The 24,638-nt window shown below is 32.1% G+C and carries 20 protein-coding genes; 8 read left to right on the top strand and 12 right to left on the bottom strand.

Annotated elements, in window-relative coordinates:
* Nucleotides 1-25 precede the first annotated feature (25 nt).
* The 3 genes from ABHQ57_RS00765 to ABHQ57_RS00775 all read left to right on the top strand — a co-directional run bounded on the left by ABHQ57_RS00765 (nt 26) and on the right by ABHQ57_RS00775 (nt 3,042).
* Entirely contained in the window at nt 26-976 is a 951-nt protein-coding gene (locus ABHQ57_RS00765) for a DUF3078 domain-containing protein (protein ID WP_083574791.1), read from the top strand.
* Between the two features lie 69 nt (nt 977-1,045).
* Nucleotides 1,046-1,885 carry a DUF3078 domain-containing protein gene (locus tag ABHQ57_RS00770; protein ID WP_073182515.1) on the top strand — a complete coding sequence of 280 codons (840 nt, stop codon included), beginning with the start codon at nt 1,046-1,048 and terminating at the stop codon, nt 1,883-1,885.
* Between the two features lie 83 nt (nt 1,886-1,968).
* On the top strand, nt 1,969-3,042 hold the full coding sequence (locus tag ABHQ57_RS00775) for a CNNM domain-containing protein (protein WP_047788290.1): 1,074 nt from the start codon (nt 1,969-1,971) through the stop codon (nt 3,040-3,042).
* A gap of 76 nt (nt 3,043-3,118) precedes the next feature.
* Here ABHQ57_RS00775 and ABHQ57_RS00780 read toward each other — a convergent pair whose 3' ends face one another.
* The 7 genes from ABHQ57_RS00780 to ABHQ57_RS00810 all read right to left on the bottom strand — a co-directional run bounded on the left by ABHQ57_RS00780 (nt 3,119) and on the right by ABHQ57_RS00810 (nt 11,675).
* Nucleotides 3,119-5,863: a TonB-dependent receptor domain-containing protein gene (locus ABHQ57_RS00780; RefSeq protein WP_047788289.1), complete on the bottom strand. Its 2,745-nt coding sequence runs from the start codon at nt 5,861-5,863 to the stop codon at nt 3,119-3,121.
* 39 nt (nt 5,864-5,902) lie between these two features.
* Nucleotides 5,903-6,637: an energy transducer TonB gene (locus ABHQ57_RS00785; protein WP_053056633.1), complete on the bottom strand. Its 735-nt coding sequence runs from the start codon at nt 6,635-6,637 to the stop codon at nt 5,903-5,905.
* Nucleotides 6,638-6,746: 109 nt separating this feature from the next.
* The gene (locus ABHQ57_RS00790) at nt 6,747-7,454 is read right to left on the bottom strand and encodes an energy transducer TonB (RefSeq protein WP_167712488.1); all 708 of its coding nucleotides are present in this window, start codon (nt 7,452-7,454) and stop codon (nt 6,747-6,749) included.
* Nucleotides 7,455-7,811: 357 nt separating this feature from the next.
* Nucleotides 7,812-9,011, bottom strand: coding sequence for a GTPase HflX (hflX, locus tag ABHQ57_RS00795; protein ID WP_047788288.1), 1,200 nt, complete (start codon nt 9,009-9,011; stop codon nt 7,812-7,814).
* Nucleotides 9,012-9,072: 61 nt separating this feature from the next.
* The gene (locus ABHQ57_RS00800; protein WP_073182512.1) at nt 9,073-9,636 is read right to left on the bottom strand and encodes a uracil-DNA glycosylase family protein; all 564 of its coding nucleotides are present in this window, start codon (nt 9,634-9,636) and stop codon (nt 9,073-9,075) included.
* Nucleotides 9,637-9,954: 318 nt separating this feature from the next.
* The gene (locus tag ABHQ57_RS00805; RefSeq protein WP_073182511.1) at nt 9,955-10,317 is read right to left on the bottom strand and encodes a Na(+)-translocating NADH-quinone reductase subunit F; all 363 of its coding nucleotides are present in this window, start codon (nt 10,315-10,317) and stop codon (nt 9,955-9,957) included.
* The gene (locus ABHQ57_RS00810) at nt 10,317-11,675 is read right to left on the bottom strand and encodes a DEAD/DEAH box helicase (RefSeq protein WP_167712489.1); all 1,359 of its coding nucleotides are present in this window, start codon (nt 11,673-11,675) and stop codon (nt 10,317-10,319) included. The genes ABHQ57_RS00805 and ABHQ57_RS00810 overlap by 1 nt, the downstream gene beginning before the upstream one ends.
* 68 nt (nt 11,676-11,743) lie before the next feature.
* Between ABHQ57_RS00810 and ABHQ57_RS00815 the strand changes: the two genes are divergently transcribed.
* Entirely contained in the window at nt 11,744-12,205 is a 462-nt protein-coding gene (locus ABHQ57_RS00815; RefSeq protein ID WP_073182509.1) for a Na(+)-translocating NADH-quinone reductase subunit F, read from the top strand.
* A 394-nt stretch (nt 12,206-12,599) separates the two neighbouring features.
* On the opposite strand, the gene ABHQ57_RS00820 is transcribed toward ABHQ57_RS00815, so the two are convergent.
* Nucleotides 12,600-13,079 carry a retropepsin-like aspartic protease gene (locus ABHQ57_RS00820; protein ID WP_073182508.1) on the bottom strand — a complete coding sequence of 160 codons (480 nt, stop codon included), beginning with the start codon at nt 13,077-13,079 and terminating at the stop codon, nt 12,600-12,602.
* Between the two features lie 36 nt (nt 13,080-13,115).
* On the opposite strand from ABHQ57_RS00820, the gene ABHQ57_RS00825 reads away from it, so the two are divergent.
* Both ABHQ57_RS00825 and ABHQ57_RS00830 read left to right on the top strand, forming a co-directional pair.
* Nucleotides 13,116-13,880 carry a TatD family hydrolase gene (locus tag ABHQ57_RS00825; RefSeq protein ID WP_073182507.1) on the top strand — a complete coding sequence of 255 codons (765 nt, stop codon included), beginning with the start codon at nt 13,116-13,118 and terminating at the stop codon, nt 13,878-13,880.
* A complete protein-coding gene (locus ABHQ57_RS00830; protein WP_231128360.1) occupies nt 13,873-14,367 on the top strand; it encodes a methylated-DNA--[protein]-cysteine S-methyltransferase in 495 nt (164 codons plus the stop codon). Before ABHQ57_RS00825 ends, ABHQ57_RS00830 begins: the two co-directional genes overlap by 8 nt.
* 68 nt (nt 14,368-14,435) lie before the next feature.
* Here ABHQ57_RS00830 and ABHQ57_RS00835 read toward each other — a convergent pair whose 3' ends face one another.
* Entirely contained in the window at nt 14,436-14,882 is a 447-nt protein-coding gene (locus ABHQ57_RS00835) for a nucleoside deaminase (protein WP_047788279.1), read from the bottom strand.
* Nucleotides 14,883-14,985: 103 nt separating this feature from the next.
* Between ABHQ57_RS00835 and ABHQ57_RS00840 the strand changes: the two genes are divergently transcribed.
* Nucleotides 14,986-15,744 carry a UDP-2,3-diacylglucosamine diphosphatase gene (locus ABHQ57_RS00840; protein WP_125064458.1) on the top strand — a complete coding sequence of 253 codons (759 nt, stop codon included), beginning with the start codon at nt 14,986-14,988 and terminating at the stop codon, nt 15,742-15,744.
* A 44-nt stretch (nt 15,745-15,788) separates the two neighbouring features.
* Here ABHQ57_RS00840 and ABHQ57_RS00845 read toward each other — a convergent pair whose 3' ends face one another.
* From ABHQ57_RS00845 to ABHQ57_RS00855, 3 genes are all read right to left on the bottom strand, one after another.
* Nucleotides 15,789-18,653: a TonB-dependent receptor domain-containing protein gene (locus ABHQ57_RS00845; protein WP_389861924.1), complete on the bottom strand. Its 2,865-nt coding sequence runs from the start codon at nt 18,651-18,653 to the stop codon at nt 15,789-15,791.
* Between the two features lie 432 nt (nt 18,654-19,085).
* Nucleotides 19,086-20,435 carry a RagB/SusD family nutrient uptake outer membrane protein gene (locus tag ABHQ57_RS00850; RefSeq protein WP_073182504.1) on the bottom strand — a complete coding sequence of 450 codons (1,350 nt, stop codon included), beginning with the start codon at nt 20,433-20,435 and terminating at the stop codon, nt 19,086-19,088.
* 19 nt (nt 20,436-20,454) lie between these two features.
* The gene (locus tag ABHQ57_RS00855) at nt 20,455-23,418 is read right to left on the bottom strand and encodes a SusC/RagA family TonB-linked outer membrane protein (protein WP_389861927.1); all 2,964 of its coding nucleotides are present in this window, start codon (nt 23,416-23,418) and stop codon (nt 20,455-20,457) included.
* A 227-nt stretch (nt 23,419-23,645) separates the two neighbouring features.
* Between ABHQ57_RS00855 and ABHQ57_RS00860 the strand changes: the two genes are divergently transcribed.
* Nucleotides 23,646-24,635: a MoxR family ATPase gene (locus tag ABHQ57_RS00860; RefSeq protein WP_047788275.1), complete on the top strand. Its 990-nt coding sequence runs from the start codon at nt 23,646-23,648 to the stop codon at nt 24,633-24,635.
* The last annotated feature ends 3 nt before the right edge of the window (nt 24,636-24,638 follow it).

Genomic DNA, 24,638 nt, shown 5'->3' on the forward strand with positions numbered 1-24,638 from the left:
GTATAATTCCTCAACTTAATCACAAATGAAAAAGCTGTTCTTAATCTTAATTTCTTGTTACTCCTTTTCTTTAGTTTCACAAGAAACTAAAAAAGATAGTATCTCAACTTTAGGTTTACAAAACTCCCCTTTAGACACTAGTTTTGCTTTCTACATATTTAACAAGCGAGTGTTTGCAGAGCCTTTAGTTAAGAAAAATCCACCAAAAAAATGGACTGTAACTGGAAAATACACTTTTCTTTTTAATCAATCATCTTTTTCAAATTGGGCAGCAGGTGGTAACAATACCGTTGCTGGAAATATGACACTTGGTTATGACTTTAACTACAAAAAGAAAAAATGGAACTGGGATAATAAAATAATATCAGCCTATGGATTAAGTTATATAGATGGTCAAGGTATAAGAAAAACAGAAGATCAGTTTGAATACAATTCTCTTTTAGGGTTTAAAACTTCAAAATTATGGTTTTTATCTTTTTTTAGTAACTTTAAAACACAGTATACCAAAGGTTATGATTACAAACAAGAACCTAAAGTAGCGGTTTCAGACTTCTTTTCTCCAGCATATTGGAGTTTTGGACCTGGTATGTTATGGAAACGGAATGATGACGCTAGAATAAACATAGCTCCCGCAACTGCTCGTTATACTTTTGTTTCTGACGAATTTTCGGGAAAATATGGTGTAGATGAAGGTAAAAATACTAGCTTTAGTTTAGGTTTTAACTTATCTGCCTATTTTAAAAGCGAAATAATGGAGGACGTTACTATGGAAAGCATAGTTGCTGTGTATTCAGATTATTTAAACAAACCTCAAAATATAGATATTGATTATCAGTTAAACTTCTTTGTTAAAATTAATAAAAACCTATCTACCAATCTCAGTTTGCATACTATTATTGATGACGATGCCTCTAGCAGAGTACAGTTTAAAGAAGTTTTTGGGCTTGGTTTAAACTATATTTTTCATAAAACGTGACTTTTAATACAATATTATTGTCTAACTTCTATGTTAAACATTTATACACTTTAATTTAAAACTATTAAAATGAAAAAATTATTAGCTATTGCTGTTATGTTTGGAGCTTTAACAGCTAATGCTCAAGAAGAAAAAAAAGAAGAGCCTAAAGAAGGATGGAAAAGGAGTGGTAACATCTCTTTTCTATTCAATCAGTCCGCTTTTAATAACTGGTTAGCTGGTGGAACAAATAATATTTCTGGTACCATTGGGTTAAATTATGATTTTAATTACACCAAAGGTGACTGGACTTGGGATAATAAACTAATTGCTTCTTATGGTTTAACAAAGTTAAAAGGAGAAGCAATGCAAAAAACAGATGACCGTTTAGAGTTAAACTCTTTATTAGGTAAAAAAGCTAGTGGGTATTGGTATTATTCTACTTTTTTTAACTTTAAGACTCAAATGTCTTCTACATATGTTTCTGGCGAGCAAACATCTCATTTCTTTTCTCCTGCCTACTTCCAATTTGGACCAGGTATGTTATGGAAAAAACACGACAATTTAAAAGTAAACATCGCTCCTGCAACTTCTAAACTAATTTATGTACACAAACACCTAACAGACTTAGGACCTGCTTTTGGAGTAGAACAAAACGAGACTACTCGTTATGAACTAGGTGCTGCGGTTAATGCTTACTATAAATTAGACGTTATGAAAAATGTGTCTGTTGAAAATATACTAAACTTATACAGTAACTACTTAGAAGATTTTCAAAATGTTGATATAGATTACACTGTTAATGTGGTAATGAAAGTTAATAAATATCTTTCTGCAAACCTTTCTATGCAAGCTATTTATGACGACAATGCTTTCAAAGGGTTCCAAACTAGAGAAGTGTTTGGTCTAGGAGTAAATTACGGTTTCTAAAAAATAAAACATCAAGGTAAAACCTCAAGAACGTGTTCTTGAGGTTTTCTTTTTTACGTATTTTAGCCTAAAAATTTTAACAAATGACTTTATTAATTGTTTACGCCACCTTATCTATATTTTTCTCTTTTTTATGCTCCATACTAGAAGCTGTACTATTAAGTGTAACTCCTACCTTTGTAAATGTAAAAAAGAAAGAAGAAAAAGCTTATGCAAGCGATCTTGAAACATTAAAGAAAGATGTAGACAAACCTCTTATTGCTATTTTAACTGTAAACACAATTGCTCATACCGTAGGTGCTATACTTGTTGGTGCTCAAGCAAAAAAAATATTTAGTGATGAAGGAAACGGTGTTTTTATCGTTTCTGCTATAATGACAATTTTGATTTTAGTTGCCTCTGAAATTATTCCTAAAACCATTGGTGCTACTTACTGGAAGTCTTTAGCTGGCTTTACAACTAAAGCTTTAAATGTGCTGATTTTCTTTTGTAAATACACCGGTATCATATGGATACTTCAATTATTTACTAAACTATTTGGTAAAGGAGCACATGGAGAAAGTGTTTTAAGTAGAGAAGACTTTTCTGCAATGACAGATATTGCTGAGCAAGAAGGTGTTTTTCATGAAAGTGAAGGTAAAGTAATTAGAAACATGCTTAACTTTAAAGAAGTTCAAGCTAAACATATTATGACACCTCGTACAGTACTTACTACTGCTGATGAAAACCAAAGTATTGAATCTTTTTTTAATGAAAACAGGCCTTTACGCTTTTCTAGAATACCTGTATATGCTGAAAATCCAGATAATATAACTGGATATGTTCTAAAGGACCAATTATTACTTTCTTTGGTTGATAATAAAGGAAATGAACCTTTAAAAACAATTAAAAGGGAAATTATAATAGCCAGTAGAGAGTTATCTATTCCTAATTTATTTGAAAAACTAATTGAACAAAGAGAACATTTAGCTTTAGTTGTAGATGAATATGGAGCTGTTAGCGGTTTAGTAACCCAAGAAGATGTTATAGAGACTCTTTTAGGTTATGAAATAATGGATGAGAGTGATAACGTTGCTAATTTACAAAGCTTAGCTAGAAAAAGCTGGGAACAACGCGCTAAACGACTAGGAATTATTAATGATTATGAAAATGAATAATAACTTTAGTCTAAAAAATAAAAAAGAGGCGTGAATTTGTTCACGCCTCTTTTTTATTTTATAATTTAAACTATTTCTAGTCATTAATTGTCCAAGAAATATAATATAAAGAACCTATTGCTCCAGCCCCAGGAGCTATAAAATACTCCTTACCAGTAAGGTTTGTACCACCTATTTTAAATCTTGATTTAATTGCTGGTACTGTATAATTTATTTGAGCATCTATTACTGTTCTAGCATCTACTAATCCCTGTAAAAAAGAAGATTGCCAATAGTATTCATCTTGCCAACGGGCATTTATATTAAACCCAAAGTTTTTGAATAAATTTGGATGACCAAATTGAACTTTAACCTTATGTTCCGGTGTGTTAAATGCCGGCTCAAAATCTGGATCAGAAGTTTCTTCAAAATCAAATTTTGCATAGTTATAGCTCAAACCTAAATCAAAGCCTTTAAAAACCTTAGTTGACATTCCTACACCTACACCATACGAGGTAACATCTGCCTTAGAGTTTGTGTTTACTGAGAAAGCTGTTACATCATTATTTTGAAGCGCTAATAAAGCTTGAGCATTTGGAGTTCCATCTGCATTAAACCCTCCATAATGAGGAACAAGAACATCTTTAATTGCTGTAAAAGATTCATAATTGTTATAATACCCATTTACATCTAATTCTAAAATTTTATTGGAGCTTAAATTAACAATACTTCTATACCCTAATTCATATGAAATTACCTTCTCGGGTTTGATTGTGGTTAACTGAGATTTTACAAGGTTTCCTCTGTCTAATTCAGCTCTTGAGAATGAATTTTCAAAAGCATCTCTACCTGTTAAGGTATTACCTCCTCCAATATTAACAATGTAACGATCTAAGTTTTCATCAACTCCTCCTATTAAATGACCTGTACCAATTGGAAGTCCAAAGTACTGCTCTTGTAATGTTGGGTTTCTAAATCCTGTTTGATAAGAGGCTCTAATTACATGATCTTTATTTTCACCTAAAGCATAATTTAAAGACACCCTTGGAGAATAGTTACCTTTAAAGTTTGTCGATTTATCATAACGAATCGAACCTGTAAACTTCAGTCTTTCTTCTAAAAACTTCTTCTGTAACTGAGTATAAACACCAAATTCATCAAAAGAAATTTTAGAATTTGCGTCTGTAAAAACAGAACCTTGAGAATTTAAATTAATTTTTCTATATGAACCACCAATTTGGATTTCACCAAACTTAATTATATCACGGAAATTATAGTTACCATCTGCATGGTAATATGACGTTTGGTCTGTTAATTTCGCTCCTCCTTCAGGAACTGTTTTAGAAGCTACATCATTAGCCGCTGCATTAAACTCTACTGAACCAGGTTCAAAACGTCCTATATTAGCAAAGTCTCTAGCTTTTCCATGGCTCCTTCCTTGTGTTAGATAAGCATTTAGGTAATCTCCAAACCAATCTTTATCACTCTTCCAAGCCCTGTTAATATTAATTGCTTTAAAACGAGAATCAAAATAGTCTCCTGAATCATTTGCTGAATAGTATCCTCTTAAGAAAAAGTTCTTTCCTAAGAACTCTAATCTATGTTGCTCAAACGAAAATCCATCTTGAACATATCTATTAGCTCCTTGATAAATATTTTTTCCTCTTGCAAATCTTGAATTCCAAATAATTTCTAAATTTTCATTCTCCCAAGGACGGTAATGCAAAGAAGCATCAAACTTTAAACCATTTGAGTCATAATCTACTAAACTTGATTCATCATAACCTGTTCTTGTTATTTTTTCATCAGGTAAACTGTTTATGATTGCCGGGGTAATTAAAGGGTTTGTTTTACTTGCCTCAGTTGCAATTTGTTTTAAAGTAGCTCCTACTTCGTCTCCATACACGTTTATACCATCATATCCAGGTAAAGTTCTATCTCCACCAATAGCAACTCCACCTATTCCTGTAGAGTTCCCTGTATTATTCGCATGCCATTCTTCTGACTTATAATAGGTTAAATTAACCTTACCTGCTATCTTCTCATTAAATTTATAGGCCATACGAATACCAAAATCATAAAAAGGATTATTTCCTGCCGCATCTTGTGATGTGAATCCTGTTTTAAAATAAGTGCTAATTCCTGAATGTTTAAACGGGTTCTTGCTTTTAAGAAGCATAATTCCATTAAATGCATTTGCTCCATATAAAGCAGATGCTGCACCTGGTAAGACTTCAACGCTTTCTACATCTAAATCAGACGTACCTGCTAAATTCCCCATAGAGAAAGTTAATGCTGGAACCGCAGTATCCATTCCATCAACCAACTGTACAAAACGTGTATTTTCAAATGAAGAAAAACCTCTTGTATTAATTGACTTGAAACCATAACCACTTTCTCTAAGGTCTATTCCTTTTAAGTTTGCCATTCCATCATAATAGGTTACAGAAGTATTCTTTTTTATATCATTTATACCTATTCTTTCAATAGTTACTGGCGATTCAATAACTCGTTCTGGAGATCGAGATGCAGAGATTACAACTTCATCTAATGCTGTATTTTCTTTTAAAATTATATTTATTTCTTGCTCTTTAGAAGTTACTTCAATTAATTCTGTTTTGTAACCGAAAGCTGAAACTTGAATTATAAAAGGGTAATTTGATTTTGTAGCTAATATGAAAGTTCCATCAGAACTCGAAGTAGTTCTATCACTTCCTATTAGCACTACTGCATTGGAAAACGGCTCTAAATATTCATCGTAAACCTTTCCGTTTATTGTAGTTTGCGCATATATTGACACACCACAAATTACCAAAAACATGGTTAGTAGTTTTTTAAACATATTGTTTATTTTAATTATTTTTATATTGAGTTACTTATGTTATTCATCAAGAGCGAACATGATTGGGAAACCATATTTTACAGATGTTTCTCCTCCTGATTTTTTTGCTGGAATAAATTGTGGCAATTGAGATACCACTCGAACAGCTTCATTATTTAATAATTCTCCATTTTTAGGTCCTAAAGTTTTAATATTCTTAACCTGACCATTTTTATCAATAATAAAACGCACCCAAACTTCTCCTTGTATAGATTCTTTTACTGCTTGACTAGGGTATCTAAAATGTTTTTGAATGTGTTTTACCATTTCCATATTAAAGCAATCTAACCTTTCGTTCTTTTTTGCTTTTTTACATGCAGTAAACAGAGGTATTTTGTCTACAGTAGAGAACTTTTCTGCTTTTCGTACTTCTTCTGCTGATAATTTACTTGTTAAGTTTTCAAGGTTACTTTTAAAAGTTAAAGGTTTACTTAACTCTGTTTGCGAAGTTGTACTTTTTATTGCTGCCGTTCCTGCTCCTGACAAATTTGTAGCATTTGAAACTACTTTCTTTTTCGAAATTTCTCTCTTTTTTAAATACCTTCTATTGGCAGATACTTTTACAGAGATCTGTCTTGTTCCTTTATTTTTTTTGTCTTTTGGAGCAATAGTACATTTTGTTATACTATTTAAATCTACTAAAGACTCTTCTGGCGTCTCACATACTTCTCGTTGCGACATTACATTGGTTACATAAAAGCAAACTAACGTAATTAATAAAATAATTTTTCTCATGCCTTAAAGGTTTAACATTTTTCCAATCAAACAATTACACTTGTTACTCATGAAAATTTGGCATGCAAAGGTATTCTTTTTTTCACATAAAATAAACTATTTTAACACTCTAATAATCAGAACTGTTTAAACTAAAAATCATAGGAAAGCGATATAACACCCTAGCATTTTTGCTTTGTTGTTTTCCTGGAATAAAATCAGGCAATAGTAGTACAATTCTTTTTGCTTCTTTTTTTAATATTTCAGGCACATTAATTCCTTCTGTCTTAACCTCAGTCACCTTACCCATTTCATTTATAACAAAACTCACTAAAACTTCTCCTTCTAACCCTTTTTCTATAGCTTCTTCTGGATAAACTAAGGTGGTCATTATATGGTCTTGCATTTTATAATTAAAGCAATCTTCTTTTTCTTTTAATGATTCTTTGCATGACAAGAATGCAGGAATTTCTTCAACCACATCAAAAGAAATTGATTTTTTTGTTGTTTCTTTTATAATAGGGTAAACATTTCCTAAACTACATTCAGCTAGCTCATTTAATGTATTTAATCTCTTTAAACTTTTTGCTTCAATACCTTCTGCAAAACTAATTACTTTCTCAAAATAAATACGTTTTCTTATGTGCCTTCTACTAGGAATAGTAGTTACTATAACTGAAGCTTCTGTATTATTGCTTTCTACTTTCTTTTCTGCTAAACACTTGTGAACTATATTTACATCTACTGAATGAATACTTTCAGATGTACATTTCTCTTGCGCACTAACAGCTTGCATACTGAAATACAATAATAAGAGGGGGATTATTTTTTTCATCATGATCTATTCAGGTTAATACATGATAACTCAAAAAGAGTAAACACTTCATTTAACTATACATACTTTGTAAGTAAAGATTATAATTACTAGGTATGGCATTATACTAATAAAATTAATTACGTTAAGGCTTTTAATTTATTGTTAGTTAATAAATATGAATAGAATCGTCTAAATTTTGTTTGTGAAGTTTTATTATTTTTCATTTTCAGGGGGATAAAATGGTTAAAAATATAATTTACAATGCTTTATAAAACACATAAAAAGCAACATTAGGGATTATAAATATAACAAAAAAGAACTTAAAGTTTTAATTATTTAAGTCCTTTTTAAGTTATGTTTGCGTTTTTTTACTGTAAACTAATATTCTTGATATAGAAAATCATTATATGGAAAACGTTGAATATGTATTTTCTTTACCTCCTCATATACTTTCTCTTTAAAATTTTCTAAATTATCTTTATTCAAGGCTGAAATAAAAATACTTTCCGTTTCTAAGTCATTCATCCAGGTTTTTTTCCAATCCTCTAGTGTATAATGTTCTTTTGTTTTTTCTGTTATCAAATCATCTTCATCAATAGTTTCATGAGTATAAGCGTCTATTTTATTAAATACCATAACTGTCGGCTTATCTTTACTATCTATTTCATCTAAAATTTTATTTACAGAAGCTATATGATCTTCAAAGTTTGGATGTGAAATATCTACGACATGTAATAATAAATCTGCTTCACGAACTTCATCTAAAGTAGACTTGAACGACTCTACTAATTGTGTTGGTAATTTTCTAATGAACCCAACGGTGTCTGTCATTAAAAAAGGAATATTTTTTATTACCACCTTTCTAACTGTAGTATCTAATGTTGCAAACAGTTTATTCTCTGCAAAAACCTCACTTTTACTAACAACATTCATCAAGGTAGATTTACCAACATTGGTATATCCTACCAAAGCAACACGCACCATTTTTCCACGATTTTTTCGTTGTATGGACATTTGCTTGTCAATAGTTACTAATTTCTTTTTTAGCAACGAAATTTTATCTCGAATAATACGTCGGTCAGTTTCTATTTCTGTTTCTCCAGGACCACGCATACCAATACCTCCTTTTTGCTTGTCAAGGTGTGTCCACATTCTGGTTAATCGAGGTAATAAATATTGGTATTGTGCTAATTCTACTTGAGCTTTTGCTGAGCTTGTTTGTGCTCTACTTGCAAAAATATCAAGTATTAAGTTGGTTCTATCTAAAATTTTACAATCTAAAAAACGTTCAACATTTCTAAGTTGCGCAGGTGACAGCTCATCATCAAAAATAGCTGTTCCAATATCATTGGAATCTATATACGCTTTTACATCTTCTAGTTTACCTGTTCCAATAAAAGTTTTTGGATGGGGTTTATCTAATTTTTGAACAAACCTTTTTACAGCTACTCCTCCTGCTGTAAGTGTTAAAAACTCTAGCTCATCTAAATATTCTTCTGATTGTTTTTCATCTTGATGCTGGGTTATAATACCTATTAAAACCGCTTTTTCTGATATGGCTTCTCTTGTTTCTATCATACATTGCAAAAATACAAATTTATCAATGCATGTATTTAACTTTCTTTTAGTATTAAAATCACTATATCAGCTTTTTTACCGTGTTTTTTAACATAGGTAAAACTTCTTTTTCAAACCATGGGTTTTTGGTCAACCAAAATCGATTTCTTGGTGATGGATGGGGTAATACAAAATACTTAGGTAAGTATTCTCCAAAAGTATTTACTGTTTCTGTAAGTGTACGTTTTGCTTTCTCTTTCAAATAATAGTTTTGAGCATACATTCCTATTAAAATAATCAGCTTAACTTCTGATATTTCTTTTAATAAAGGTTGATGCCACTGTGGAGCGCATTCTTTTCTTGGTGGTAAATCTCCTGATTTTCCTTTTCCTGGATAACAGAAACCCATAGGTATTATTCCAAAGTTATTGGTATCATAAAACTTCTTATCAGTAACACCCAACCATTTCCTAAGCTGTTTTCCACTAGCATCATCCCAAGGAATCCCAGACTGATGTACTTTGGTTCCAGGTGCTTGACCTACAATAATGATTTTGGATTTTTTACTAGCAAGAACTACAGGATTGGGTTCTATATATTTCTCACAAATCTTACAGTTTTTTATTTCGTTTAACAGATTCTCCACACTGTAAAGTTACTATTTATGTATAAAAAAACACTCGTTTACATCATAAAACGAGTGTTTTTTAGATTCTAACTATTTAAACCTTAATTATTAATTGCATAACTAGCACCATTACCTAAATCTGATAAAAATGCCATAATAGTTTTCATAAATCTTTTTCCTTTTTTGATTAGTAGTTGTCTTTTCATTTTTTAGATATTTTATTAATTTCCCTTAGGTAAAATTAACATACAACTACTTGATGGCTAATAGGTTTTTCGCCCTTTTCAACCTATTAAAAACCTATTTTTTAACAGGTTAAAAAAATGTTTTGATTTTTTATGAGATCTTTATAAAATCATCAAAAGCAACATAATAAGGTTTATCTTTAAACACAGGTAAATCTACACTTTCAGCATTTGCTATTCCTATACCTGCATACCAAACCTTTGCATTTTGTTTTTCTGCGTGTTTTTTAAAAGTTTCCATCCACAATACATCATATTCTTGGGGTGACTGTATATTGTTCGTAGTTTTTACTAATACAAAAATGGTAGGCTCTCCTTTTTTAAACAACACAAACTGTGGATGCTTTTTCAACTCGCTATTTATTGCAACAAATTCATATCCCATTTCTTGCAGTTTTTTACCCACAATATTCATTCCTAAATTGTGAAGTTCTTGCTTAGTAAGTTCTTGCATTATTTACGTTTCTTATTGCGTTTGTTATAATTTTTATCTCCTCTTGTTTTTGGCTTTTTGTACTTCTTGGCAAGCTCTCTTCTATAAGAACCTCCTTGGTTTGTTTTTTTATTCTTTTCCTTTTTCTCGTGAAAAGCGGGACCTGGAATGTATTCTTGAGAAGTTCTGTTTTTATTTACTTCTCTTTCTTCTTTCGGACGTTCTTCTTCCGTTAATTGCTTGGTTATTTCAACTTGTTCTGGAATTTCTTCCTTTGGAATTGTGTAATCCATCAATTCCTCAATTCGTTGTTTTGCTTCCTGCTCTTTTTCCGTAGCGAATAAAATTGCTTTTCCTTCTCTTTCTGCACGACCTGTACGACCAATTCTGTGCATATAGTTTTCGGGGAAGTGTGGCACATCAAAATTGATTACATGTGTTACTTCTTCTAAATCTAATCCACGTGCAATTACATCGGTAGCTATTAAGATTCGTTTTTCTCCTTTGTTGAATTGTTCTATAGAGCGCAAACGGTAGTTTTGTGTTTTATTTGAATGAATTACACAGGCTTGTGATGGATATTCTTCGACTACACAATCAAATAGTCTGTCTGCATTTCTTTTATTAGGTGCAAACACCAACACTTTACTAAACTCTGATTTATCAAATAATAAATAGTTTAATAAGTTGACTTTTGTATAAAAATTAGGAACATCATAGCTTATTTGCTGAATGTTATCTAATGGTGTTCCACTTACTGCAATTGCTATTTTATGTGGAGCAATAAAAAAATCATCAATTAATGCTTCAACATCCTCAGTCATAGTTGCTGAAAACATGATGTTTTGACGTCTTTGAGGTAATAAATCAAAGATGTTTAACAACTGAAAACGAAAACCTAAATCAAGCATTACATCTACTTCATCAATGACTAATTTTTGAATAGACTTTAATTTTAATACGTTACTTAACGCTAAATCGTACAAACGTCCTGGTGTGGCAACAATAATGTCAGCTCCTTGCATTACTGCTTCTTTATGGCGATTTAAATTAACTCCGCCATATACACCTACAGTTCGTAAAGTGATGTATTTAGCTAGCTTTTCTATCTCTTCTACCACCTGAACCACTAATTCTCGTGTAGGTACTAATATCATCACCCTTGGGTGTTGTTGTTTTGAAAACTTTAAATCACGTAATATTGGGAGTAAGTACCCAAAAGTTTTACCTGTACCTGTTTGTGCAATCCCTACCACATCTTTTCCTGAACGAATTACAGGAAATGCTTGTTCTTGAATAGGTGTTGGATTTACGAAACCTAATTCTTCAATTGAATTTCTTAGTGGATTTGATAAGTCTAAATCTTGAAAAGTCGTCATTAACAATAATTTGATGCAAAGGTACAACCAATATTTTGTATATTTAAGGGAGTAAATCCTTTTTGATTATGGAAATACCTAAACGATTAGAACAAGCACTTATAAAGCTTTATAATGCTTTTCACAACGATGAATTGAACCCTGAATGTTGCTCAGCATGTGCGGTTGGAAATATATTAGACAATCGAGATAGTTGGAAACATCTCACGAATGATCATGGCTCATTGCAACTAAGCTATGTGGGTAGGGTTCATCAAAATTTAGGTAGAAAATTTAATGGTTACACTCCACTTGAATTACTACAGATTGAGAGGGTGTTTTTAGAAGCATGCGGTTTTACTGTTCCTTTATGTCATTATAATCCAAAACCTCAAAATCCGACCGATAAAGAGAGGTTATTTAATGGTTTATGCGCTGTAGTTTCACAACTATGTAAACTCGAAGAAATAGCTAACGTTATGGATTATGCTAGAGTTTTTGAATATGATAGCGACAACCCTGTATATAAGTTTGATATAATTTATGAATAACATTATTTTACTAAAAATGTTGTTTTTCCTCATTACATCCAAACCACATTTCTTAGACCTAGTGACTTCTTAATTAGATTCTTCGTTTTTATTTTTTTTAAAGAAAGTAACAATATATAAAACAATAATTGACAAAGGCAAAAATGTTGTTTTTAATCTCTGATAAGTAAAAAACTCATCATACTGCTTATTATAGATAAGGGAAGAAAGCTCCCACACATAAATAAGCAAACCAAATATTACCCAAACTAAAACAAAATAGTTAAAAAACAATTTATTTCTTTTCATAGCTATCACAGTATTTTATTATAAAAATATTCAAAATATCTTTATAGTTTTCATTCTAGTATTGAATCTATTTACATTATAAAAATTTATACATAGAGCCACAACATTAGAAAGGAACTTTTAATTTCCTTACTTTTTTCTTTTTAAGCTTCTTTAAATACAATGCCTTCTTGTTATAATCAATAAAGGCTTTTCCTTCCTCTAAAATATCTGCCCCTATAATTCCGTCTACCTCATCAGCATCGTGTTGTTTTAAAGCTGTATTTACATGTGTTAAGTCAAACAATACTAAATCACACTCATTCGCTTTCCACTTTCCTATTTTAAGAGAATTATTTCCTGACTTATGTGTTTCCATATCCGTCGCTCCTGCTCCTGCAGCTTTTACTTCACTTTCTTCAGAAATAAGCTTGAAACGCTCTATTAAATCTAATCCAACACACGAATTAGAAGCGCCTGTATCTAAAATAAACCTTCCTTTAACACCATTTATCTCCGCATCTAACTCTAAATGATTTGTAATCATTTTTTTGAGTTTTATTTTAATGTATTTCTTTTTTCGTAATACTTTTTTCAAACTTGCCATTTCTTGTACTTTTGTCTCGTAAAGATACGGCAATAAATGATTACAGATACACATACCCACTTATATTCAAGTCAGTTTGACGAAGACAGAAATGAAATGATACAACGTGCTAAAGAAGCTGGAGTTTCTCGTTTCTTTATTCCTGCGATTGATAGTTCTTATACTGAACGTATGTTTGACTTGGAAAAAAACTATCCGAAAGATGTGTTTTTAATGATGGGGTTGCATCCAACTTCAGTAAAAGAAAACTATCAAGAAGAGTTAGTTCATGTAAAAGAATGGTTAGACCAACGTGATTTTTATGCGATTGGTGAAATTGGTATCGATTTGTATTGGGATAAATCATTTTTACCACAACAACAAGAAGCTTTTCGTACTCAAATTCAGTGGGCAAAAGAGAAAAAACTACCGATTGTTATCCATTGTCGTGATGCTTTTGATGAGATTTTTGAAGTACTAGAAACTGAAAAAGGAGATGATTTATATGGAATTTTTCACTGTTTTACAGGAACTTTAGAGCAAGCTGAAAAAGCAATTTCCTACAATATGAAATTAGGAATTGGTGGTGTAGCGACATTTAAAAATGGAAAAATTGACAAGTTTTTAAACCAAATAGACATTAAACACATTGTCTTAGAAACCGATTCGCCATACTTAGCACCTACTCCATACCGAGGAAAACGTAATGAAAGCAGCTATATTACTAATGTTGTGGATAAGTTAGTAGATATCTATGGATTGACTTTCGATGAAATTTCGGAAATTACCACACAGAACTCTAAAGACGTTTTTGGTGTCTAACTTACAAACCACATATTATAAAACTCCTATCGGGATTGCCAAAATTGAAGGTGATGAAAATGGAATCCAATCGATTTCAGTATTGGACGAAGATACTTCGGCTGCATTCAATTCCTCAAAGGAAATTCCATCTTGTTTACAAAATTGTGTTACGCAGCTGGATGAATATTTTGCTGGAAAAAGAACAGGTTTTGATCTACAATTGAATCCACAGGGAACAGCTTTTCAACAATCGGTTTGGAATGAATTATTAAACATCCCTTTTGGAAGGACTAGAACCTACTTAGAACAAACCAAACAATTAGGTGATGTAAAAGCAATTCGTGCTGTAGCTTCTGCTAACGGTAAAAACCCTATTTGGATCGTTATTCCGTGTCACAGAGTTGTAGGTTCTGATGGCTCGTTAACAGGGTATGCAGGCGGTGTTTGGCGTAAAAAATGGCTATTGGAGCACGAAAGCGGAGCAAAACAACAAACATTATTTTAAATTGTTTAGTTAAACTTAATTTCAACTTCTCATAATGAAATTCCGAAACAAGTTCGGAATGATTATCGTCAATTTAAGTTCCGTTTTTCAATAAAAAATTTCTTCAGTAAAAATCCACATTCCTCCTCTAAAACCCCTGAAACTACTTTAGTTTTTGGATGCAATTTAGTTTGCAACACAGAAAATCCTAATTTAGGCTCGCTTGCTCCATACACTATCTTCCCTATCTGCGTCCAGTAACTCGCTCCTGCACACATTTGGCAAGGTTCTAATGTAACATACAAGGTACAGTCCTTTAAATATTTTCCACCTAAAAAGTCTGCTGCTGCAGTAAAAGCTTGCATTTCGGCATGTGCTGTAACATCGTTTAATAACTCCGTTAAGTTATGTGCTCTCGCTATAATCTGGTTATTAAAAACAATGACCGCTCCCACAGGAACTTCTCCTTTATCAAAAGCTATCTCCGCTTCTTGTAAGGCTTTTTTCATAAAGTAGATGTCGTCAAACGGATTCATATATGTGGATTCATGTAAGTTCTTAAACAAATGTAGCCAAAATTTGTTTGTGCTAACTCTAAGTAAAATACTTATTTTTACCAAAATTTACAATTTGATTTCAATCAACACTTCTGAAAATAAAAAAGTTTATTTTGCTTCCGATCAACATTTAGGAGCTCCAACATCTGAAGCTAGTTTTCCTCGTGAACAAAAATTTGTTGCATGGTTAAACGAAGTTAAAAAAGATGCTGAGGCTATCTTTATTTTAGGTGATTTATTCGATTTTTGGTTTGAATATAAAACTGTCGTTCCTAAAGGCTTTGTTCGCGTTTTAGGTAAACTTGCTGAACTAAAAGATAGTGGTATCCCGATTTACTTTTTTGTTGGGAACCACGACTTATGGATGCGTGATTATTTTGAAAAAGAATTAAATATTCCTGTGTATCATTCTCCTCAAGAATTTAAAATCAACGATAAATTGTTTTTAATTGGTCATGGTGATGGATTAGGCCCTGGGGATAAAGGATATAAACGCATGAAAAAAGTGTTTACATTTCCGCTATTTCAATGGATGTTTCGTTGGTTGCATCCAGATTTAGGTGTGCGATTAGGACAATATATGTCCGTAAAAAACAAACTGATTTCTGGTGATGAAGATGCTAAATTTTTAGGTGAAGATAATGAGTGGTTAGTACAGTATTGTAAGCGCAAACTAGAAACTAAACACCACGATTATTTTGTTTTTGGACACAGGCATCTTCCTCTAGAAATTCAACTTAAAGACAACAGTGTTTACCTTAACACTGGTGATTGGATTCAGTATTATACCTATGCTGTTTTTGAGAATGATAAGTTAGTTTTAAAAAAATATAACTCATAAAAAAACACCTCGAAAAGGTGCTTTTTTTATGGTTTATCCTAGTATTAATCTAATACAAAACGTAATCTAGCAAACAAATGCCTACCATTAGTTCCGAACTGTACAGAACGTCTTGAGTAGATAAAACGTCCACTAGACCTAAAAGCAGGATCGTTCTCATCTGGATAAACATCAAATAAATTATTTGCTCCTAATGTTAAACTTAGAGTCTTATTAAAATTATACCCAAAAGAAATGTCTGTTAATACTTTTCCTCCAAATGTTGTATCTACATTAGGACTGTCATTATTAGTTGCTTCTTCAACTTCTCCAAAATAACTGTTTCTTAAAAAGATATTCCATTTATCATTAACACTTAAATTATGTGATAAATTCCCTTTTGTTGTAGGAACTGCGGACTCTAAATAAATTCTACTTGTTGGGTCAAAATAAACATCAGACAATCCAGCGTTTTCTATAGCAGTTGGAATATTCACTCCTTCTACATTCGTTTTCGAAAATGCAAATGCTAAAGTATTAGTTAACTTCATCTTATCAGAAAGATCTGCTTTGTGATCTACAACAATATCTACTCCTTTTGTTTGAGTATCTACAGCATTTGCAAAAAATGCTGCTTGTGTAGCATTTGCTTGTTGGAACAATCTTTCTAACTCAGCGTCTCCATTATCATCAAAACTTCCTGTTAATATTACTCTGTCATCAATATTTATTATATATCCATCAACTGTAAACTTTAAGTTTGCACTTGGCACTTTTGCTGTAAATCCTGCCGAAAATCCAAAAGAAGTTTCTTCTTTTAATTTACCTATTCCTAAAATCCTTGCAACTCTCGAAGTGTTTGAAAACACCCCAACTTCATTTGGTATACCATCTACAAACAAGGTACTGGTTGAACTATAAGATATTTGATGTAGTGATGGTGCTCTAAACCCTGTTTGTAAACTAGCTCTTAAATTAAAGTTTTTAGAAGCTTTTACCCTAGATGCTACTTTTACATTTAAAGTACCTCCAAAATCTGAGAAATTCTCATAACGTACAGCTCCACTTAATAAAAAAGACTCTGTAACATCTGCTTCTACATCTATGTAACCAGCTATAGAATTTCTAAATGAGTTTACTTCATTTTCTGGTTTAAATCCGGGAAACACTTGAATACCCCCTGGTCTTGAGTTACCAAAAAAATCTTCAGGAACCATTGAGTTAGGGTCTGTCGGATCATGTACATTACCTAATGTATTGTATTGCGCGTAGGATGCTTCCTCTCCTGCTACGATACCATAATTTTCTAAACGATATTCAGCACCAAAAGCTATATTTAAACCAGACATTACGTCTTCGTAAAACTTACTAAGATCAATATTTGTTGTGTTTTCACATGAATAAAACCCACCTGAATTCGCTTCAAAAGGCGTTGAATTACCTAAAGATGCATTACTTGAATTGCTTATCAAATAGTTAAATTCATTTCTACCAAATGTATTTGAAAAATCTACATTCCAATCACCTAACTTTCCTTTTATTCCAACCGCATACGATTTGTCTTGAATGTTAGAATTTATTTCTGGTAAGAATCCATTCATATATGCTGGAGTGTATGCTCTAGATTGATTTGGCAACCTATAAAAACCTGCCGCATTACCATTTTTATAACTTAAGCCAGCATTACCATAAATAAACGTTTCATTTCCTAACGGGATTTCCATGTTCGCAAAAAATTGCGCTCCTCTTACCTTAGATTGCCCAACTCTCATATTAAAATCACTTCTTTTTAAGCCACGAGCTAACAATTCTGCTTCAGTAACATCAGCTCCTAGAATTGTTCGCAACTCTTCTTTTGTTTCAGTACCACTTAATGTAATACCCGCATCACCAGCATAATTAAAAATATCATCTAAATCATCATCTAATAGATTTGAAAGATTATACCCATCTGCAGCTGCAACTCTTTCAATAGAGTTATATGCATTAAATATTGAACCTTCCCATTCTTGCATTCTATTAGTCCATCCTCTAAAATCAAAGTTTCCAGTAAAATTTATAAACCCACCATCTTTACCAATTGGCACCCCATAATTTAATCCCAAGTTTAATTTTTCTCCGTCTATCTCTCTTTCTGGACTACTTTCACTTGTAAAATTAGCACCTGTTGTTAGGTTAACTTCTAACTTATTTGTAGATTTTTTTAGGACAATATTTATGATTCCTGCAATAGCATCAGAACCGTATTGAGCGGCAGCACCATCTCTAAGAATTTCTATTCTTTCAATAGCCATTGAAGGAATTGTTGTCATATCTGTACCCACTGAACCTCTACCAAAAGTACCATTTACATTTACTAAAGCTGTTTTGTGACGCCTCTTCCCATTAATTAACACTAACACTTGATCTGGACCTAATCCTCTTAATGCTGCTGGCGCAATATGATCTGTACCATCTGAAATTGATTGAGGATTAGAGTTAAAAGAGGGAGCTGCATAATTTAAAATTTCTGTCACTGTAACTTGTGGTGCTGACTCTGTTAGTTTGGAAACATCTAACACATCAATAGCCACGGGAGAATCTATTGCGACCCTTCCTTTATTACGAGAACCTACAATTACTACCTCTTCTAAAGACTCACTTGATTCTTCAATTACAATTGTAAGATAAGAATCATCTGTAACTATTAATTCTTTCGTTCTAAAGCCCACTGAAGAAACTATAACAGTAGCAGGTAATTTACTTACTTTTAAAAAATATTCTCCATTATCATCAGTAGTTATACCATTAGTAGTTCCTTTTTCTATTACGTTTACAAAAGGCAAACCTATTCCATTAGTATCTGTAATTTTTCCTTTTATCGTTTGACCAATTATTGATGTAACCGACATCAATAAAACACAAACAAGTAGTTTTATTTTTTGCTTCATAACTGTATTTATTTTATTTTTTTATGTTAAAAAAGTTAATTTACTATAAACATACTAATATTTACAACTCGCAACAAGAATATATATAAATAAATCATTCACAACACATTAAGAAAAAAAAGAATATTCATTAAAACCAATAAGAAACCTATGTATTTCAATAAAAATTCAACCTTCTTAAAACTATCATATATTTAGAATTTCTTCATCCTAATTTCTTTTAAAAACATTTGTTATCTTTTACTACTATTTTAATCCATCACACGAACACTTTTTATAAAATAGTTGGATATAAATACATAACTTTTTTGGTGATTGAATTTACATCCTATTTATTATTTTTTATAAATGAAGAAATAGCTTATAAAAAAAGACACCTTAATAAGGTGCCTTTTCATTATCAAATATCACAATTAAAAACAAACTATATTGTTAATTAGCATTCTCACTAAATGGTGTTGGAAAGGCATCAATAATATTATCTCCTGATCTATCTAGTGGGATATAGGTCGAATTCAATCTATTTAAACGCCTTAAATCAATCCATCGATGTCCCTCCCCTAGTAAAGAGTATCTTCTTTGTTTTAAAACTTCTTCTACTAACTCGCTATCTGAAGTACCTCCAGAGTAATCTAGCAAACCAGCAGCATTTCTAACAATATTGATAGCAGTAATAGCCTCTGCATTGTTTGTACCTATATTAGCTTCAGCATACATTAAAATCAGTTCTTCATTCCTGACAAGATACACAGGATCTGTATTGCTTTTATACACAGAGATTTGATGCGTCCCTGTAAGCCCATCAAAAGAGGCAGGTTCACTTAACTGTATAGACTTACTAGAAACACGATTATCTCCAGATTCTGCATCTGTAATCCACGAATTATGAATTACAAAATTATTCCCTGTTTGTAATACATAAAATAAGTCATTCTTAATATCATTACCTGTCAATCCAAAAATATGAGATACCCCAAATGACATAGTGCCATTTAAATCTAAAAAAGAATCATTCAACATTGACAACACTTCTGACATATTATTTTGATATAGTGCAACCCGTGCAGCAATTGCCCTATTAAACTTTAAAAAACCGCTTGGTAAGAGAGGTAGCTTCTTACTTGAATCTGATGGATCCATAGGCTTTAAATCATTATACCCTGAGCTAAAAAGAAATAGAAAATTACTAGAAGAAGCTTCTAAATCGCTTTTAGCTTCATTTAATAAATTTTTTATTGCAACTAAAGCTTCATCATACCCTACAAAAGGGCCTAGGTTATCTGGATCTTCTACATCTAATCTAATTCCATTTGTATATTGCCTGTTTGCTGCCATTAAAAGAGCGTATGCCTTTATTGTCTTAGCATACCCATAATAAGAGTTTTTTTCTTCCTCAGAAAACCCTGCATTTGAGTTTTCTACAGCGGTAATTAAAACATTTGCTGCTTTAACAATTCTATACCAAGCCGCAAAAGAACGGGTTGTTAAAAATCCGTTATTATCTAAAGGTCCTTTTAAAATCTCTCCTGTATATCTTGGGTCTGCTTTAGACAAATCATAGTACTCTCTTGCTAAATAAGCTACCGTTTCATAATGAAAGTCTAAATCATTTCTCATTACAGCTTCCAAACCTACAGCCAAAGCTTCTACATCGGCCGCAGATGCTCCATCTACATAAGAGTCTAATGTAGGAGCATTTTGATTAGGCAACTCCTCTAATTCACAACTTTGAATAAAAGGAATAAAAACGATTAATATTAATTTATAGAATATATTTTTCATGATAATTTATTTTAGGAGATTAAAAGTTAACTTTTAGATGAAAATTAACAAATTTAGATGCAGGATAAGGAGTAACCTCAACATTATTAGCTAATACATTATTTCCAAAGTTCGATGCTTCAGGATCATAACTATTATAATCAAAAATATTGATTAAGTTTCTACCAGATATCCCTACTTTAACTTTTTCTACTCCTTTAAACACTCCTTCATCAAATGTATAAAAAAGACCTACTTCTCTTAACCGAAGATAACCCGCATCTTCTACTAATGGTGCTGTATTTCCTATTCCTATCTGCCCCAGTCTATAAGGCCCATTGGTAAGCGTACCTGTTGGGTCTAAATCAGTATCATCAAAATCCCATGTAGTTCCAGCATTATCATATAAAAAAGTTGTTAAATTAATACCGTCTCCTCCTTTTTTCCAGTGCCATAAAAATGATAAATCGAAGTTTTTATAACGTATGTTGTTTTGCCATGACATTTGAAAATCTGGTTCTGCATTACCATAAACAGCAAATCCATCTCCATCAGGATCAATTACAGCTATTTCTTCTGGAGTAAGTCCGCTAGGATAAGTCCCTACAATTTGCGTAGCACTCTTACCCTCTTGTATTAAAAAAGTTCCTAAGAAAGCCGCAAAACCTCCTTCTGTAAAGGCAGGAACGTCTAACTTATTAATTTTAGATTTGTTTTTCCACCATTTAAAGTTTGCATTCCAAGAAAAATCTTCTTTTTCAATAAAGTTCGCATTTAAACCTAATTCTATACCTGTATTCTCAAGCTCTCCTCCATTTTTAATTTTTCTTGTAAAACCAGATGATGTTGGAAAATTTTCTTGAATAAGTAGATCGCTTATTTTTTTGTTGTATACCGTAGCTTCTAATGTAAACCTATTATCAAACAGACCTAAATCTAATCCATATTCTAATTCTTTTTGACGTTCTGGCCCTATGGTAGGGTCTCCTTTAAAAGTTCCAGGAGCAAAACCAGAGACACCTCCTATAAATTGTGGTGCAGCCAAAGTAAATTGATCATTAAAGTTAGGGAATCTTCCTGCTTCTCCATAGGCAATCCTAGGTTTTAAACTAGTAATTTCTTTTATATCCCAAAAACTAAACTTATGTAAATTAATTGCTAAGTTTGCTTTAGGGTAATAATACATCTTATCTGAAATACCATTATTGGTTGACTTATCTCCTCTAATACCAATAGTACCAATTATTTTATCGTCATAATTTATTTCTTCCTGCACAAAAAACCCTGTATCTCTCTGAAACCTAACAACTTGCTGAGACGATAAATTTTCCGCCAACGATAAACTTGTTAATGAGGTGTTGAAACCTGTTCCTACACTAATAACAGTGTTACGGTCAAAATCTTGAAAAAAGGTTCCTGTTTGAGTTGTGAACTGTAACCCATTATTTAAACTTAAATTATGAACTAAAAAGGCAGATAAGTTATAATTAGTATTTCTCGTCGTTCCAGATATTGAAGCTCCTTTTAAAGTAGATCTATCTCTAAAATAAGTTAATTCTCTAGGGAAAATACTTGTTGTACGAAGTGTGTACTGATCAAACCCCGCTTCAAGCACCAACTTGAGTCTATTTTTTTCTCCGTTAAGAATTTTGATATTAGACTTAGCACTACCAATAAACCTATTTACGTTTTCTCTATTAGTAGTTAGTGCTATTGTTTCTAATACATTTGAACCAGCACCTCCAAAAGGATAGACTCCATCTGTAGGAGATAAGTTTTCCCATGGATAAGTAAAAGCTAGGGCGTACCCTATAGTTCTATTGGCATTACCGTTATTAAAAAAACCTCTATCTGCTTGAGAGCTTATATAATTTGACGTGACATATAAATCTAACCAATCTGTAAATTTTTGACCTATATTTAAACGAGCCGCTGCTTTTTCATAGCCTGTATTTTCAACTAATCCAGGTTCATCTTTATAAGTTACTCCAAAAAAGTAATCGCTTCTTTCTGAACCTCCTGATGTTGTAAACCTTGTTGTTGTAGAAATTCTAGTATGATCAAATAGCTCTGCTTCATAGTCTCTTAGTTTTGCATTCGCTGGTCCTCCTAAAGCAACAACCTCTGAATCATCCCAGTCTCTTAAACCTAATAATCTTGTTGGACTTCTCAAGCCTACAGTTTGTGAAAAGGATACTCTAGGTTTACCTTCTTTACCTCTTTTTGTTGTAATAATAACAACACCTCCTGCCGCTCTTGATCCGTAGAGAGCTGCCGCTGAGGCACCTTTCAGTATTTCTACAGTCTCTATATCTTCGGGGTCAATATCTGCAATCCTATTAGAAGCGTCATCCTGATTTGATGAAGGATTACCACCTCCAGCAGCTTCACTTACAATGTTATTTCCAGAAGAAATTGATGAGTTGTCAACATACACACCATCTACCACAAATAACGGTTGTTGATCTCCAAAAATAGAAGTAACACCTCTTAATCTCATAGAAATTCCTCCCCCTGGAGCCCCTGAGTTCGCTTTTATCTCTGCTCCAGTGAACTTTCCTGATAATGCACTATCAAAACCCGATTGTGATGTGACTTGTGTTAATTCAGCAGCTGAAATTGTCGAAACTGTGTTCGCTAAATTAGATCTTTTCGTTGTAGTTGCTAACCCCGAAATCACTACTTCTTCTAAAACATCAGAATCTTCTCGTAGTGTTACCTGTAAAAAAGTATTCGTATCTGCAATATTTCTTTCTACTGTAACAAACCCTAAGGAAGATATTGTTACTACTGCTGGTAGTTTTTTTATATTTAAACTAAATTCACCATTCTCATTAGAAGTGGTACCATTTGTTGTTCCTTTCTCTATAATATTTGCAAAAGGAATACTTTCTCCATTTACATCCACAATTTTTCCTTTTATTGTTTGCCCGTAAACAAAACCAGAAAACAGAAAAATAAGTGCGTTAATTAGCAACGTTTTGCTAAAAGACATTTTCTTCATAAAATTTAAGTTTAAAGTTAGTAGAAGCTAAATTTCATTTTTTTTATTCATAAAAACAAATTATAAACAACTTATTTTCAAACACATAAAGCACATAGTCAAAAACTTAACTTTAAAGAACCACACCTTTTAGCTTGTAAATACAAGGTTTAACCAACTTTTAACAACTAAAAAAACACTATTATTGTAGCTTTGTTTCATAAAAATTCTAATTTATTTCAATTACTATGGATATAGACGTAAGAGCCATCAATGAAAAAATAGAAAGAGAAAGTGCTTTTGTAGACTTGTTAACTACAGAAATGAACAAAGTAATTGTAGGTCAGAAATACATGATTGAACGATTACTCATCGGCCTTTTAGGAAATGGACATATTTTATTAGAAGGTGTACCTGGTTTAGCAAAAACCTTAGCTATTAACACACTTTCTAAAGCTGTTGACGGAAGTTTTAGTCGCGTTCAATTTACTCCAGATTTATTACCTGCCGATGTAGTAGGTACTATGATATACAATGTAAAAGAAAACGATTTTTCTATTAAAAAAGGACCAATTTTTGCCAATTTTGTACTAGCCGATGAGATTAACCGTGCTCCTGCTAAAGTACAGTCTGCCTTACTAGAAGCTATGCAAGAGCGTCAAATTACCATTGGAGATGAAACTTTTAAATTGGATGAACCATTCTTGGTAATGGCTACTCAAAACCCGGTAGAACAAGAAGGAACATACCCACTTCCTGAGGCACAAGTAGACCGTTTTATGCTAAAAACTGTAATTGATTATCCAAAGTTACAAGACGAACAACTTATTATGCGTCAAAACTTAAACGGAGGCTTTCAAAAAGTAAATCCTGTAATTTCAATAGAACAAATCATTAAAGCTCGTAATGTAGTTAACGAAGTTTATATGGATGAAAAAATAGAAAAATATATCTTAGATATTATTTTCGCAACTCGTTACCCTGAAAAATATAATTTAGAAAAATTAAAACCTCTTATTAGCTTTGGATCTTCTCCACGTGGTAGTATTGCTTTGGCTAAAGCTGCAAAATGCTACGCCTTTATTAAACGAAGAGGATATGTGATTCCTGAAGATGTTCGAGCAGTCGTAAACGATGTGTTACGTCATAGAATTGGAATTACTTACGAAGCTGAAGCTGAAAATATTACTTCAATAGATATTATTAACTCTATTATTAACGAAGTACAAGTGCCTTAATCA

Origin of the sequence: Tenacibaculum sp. ZH5_bin.1 (assembly GCF_042865525.1) — a bacterium.
Classification (GTDB): Bacteria; Bacteroidota; Bacteroidia; order Flavobacteriales; family Flavobacteriaceae; genus Polaribacter; species Polaribacter mesophilus.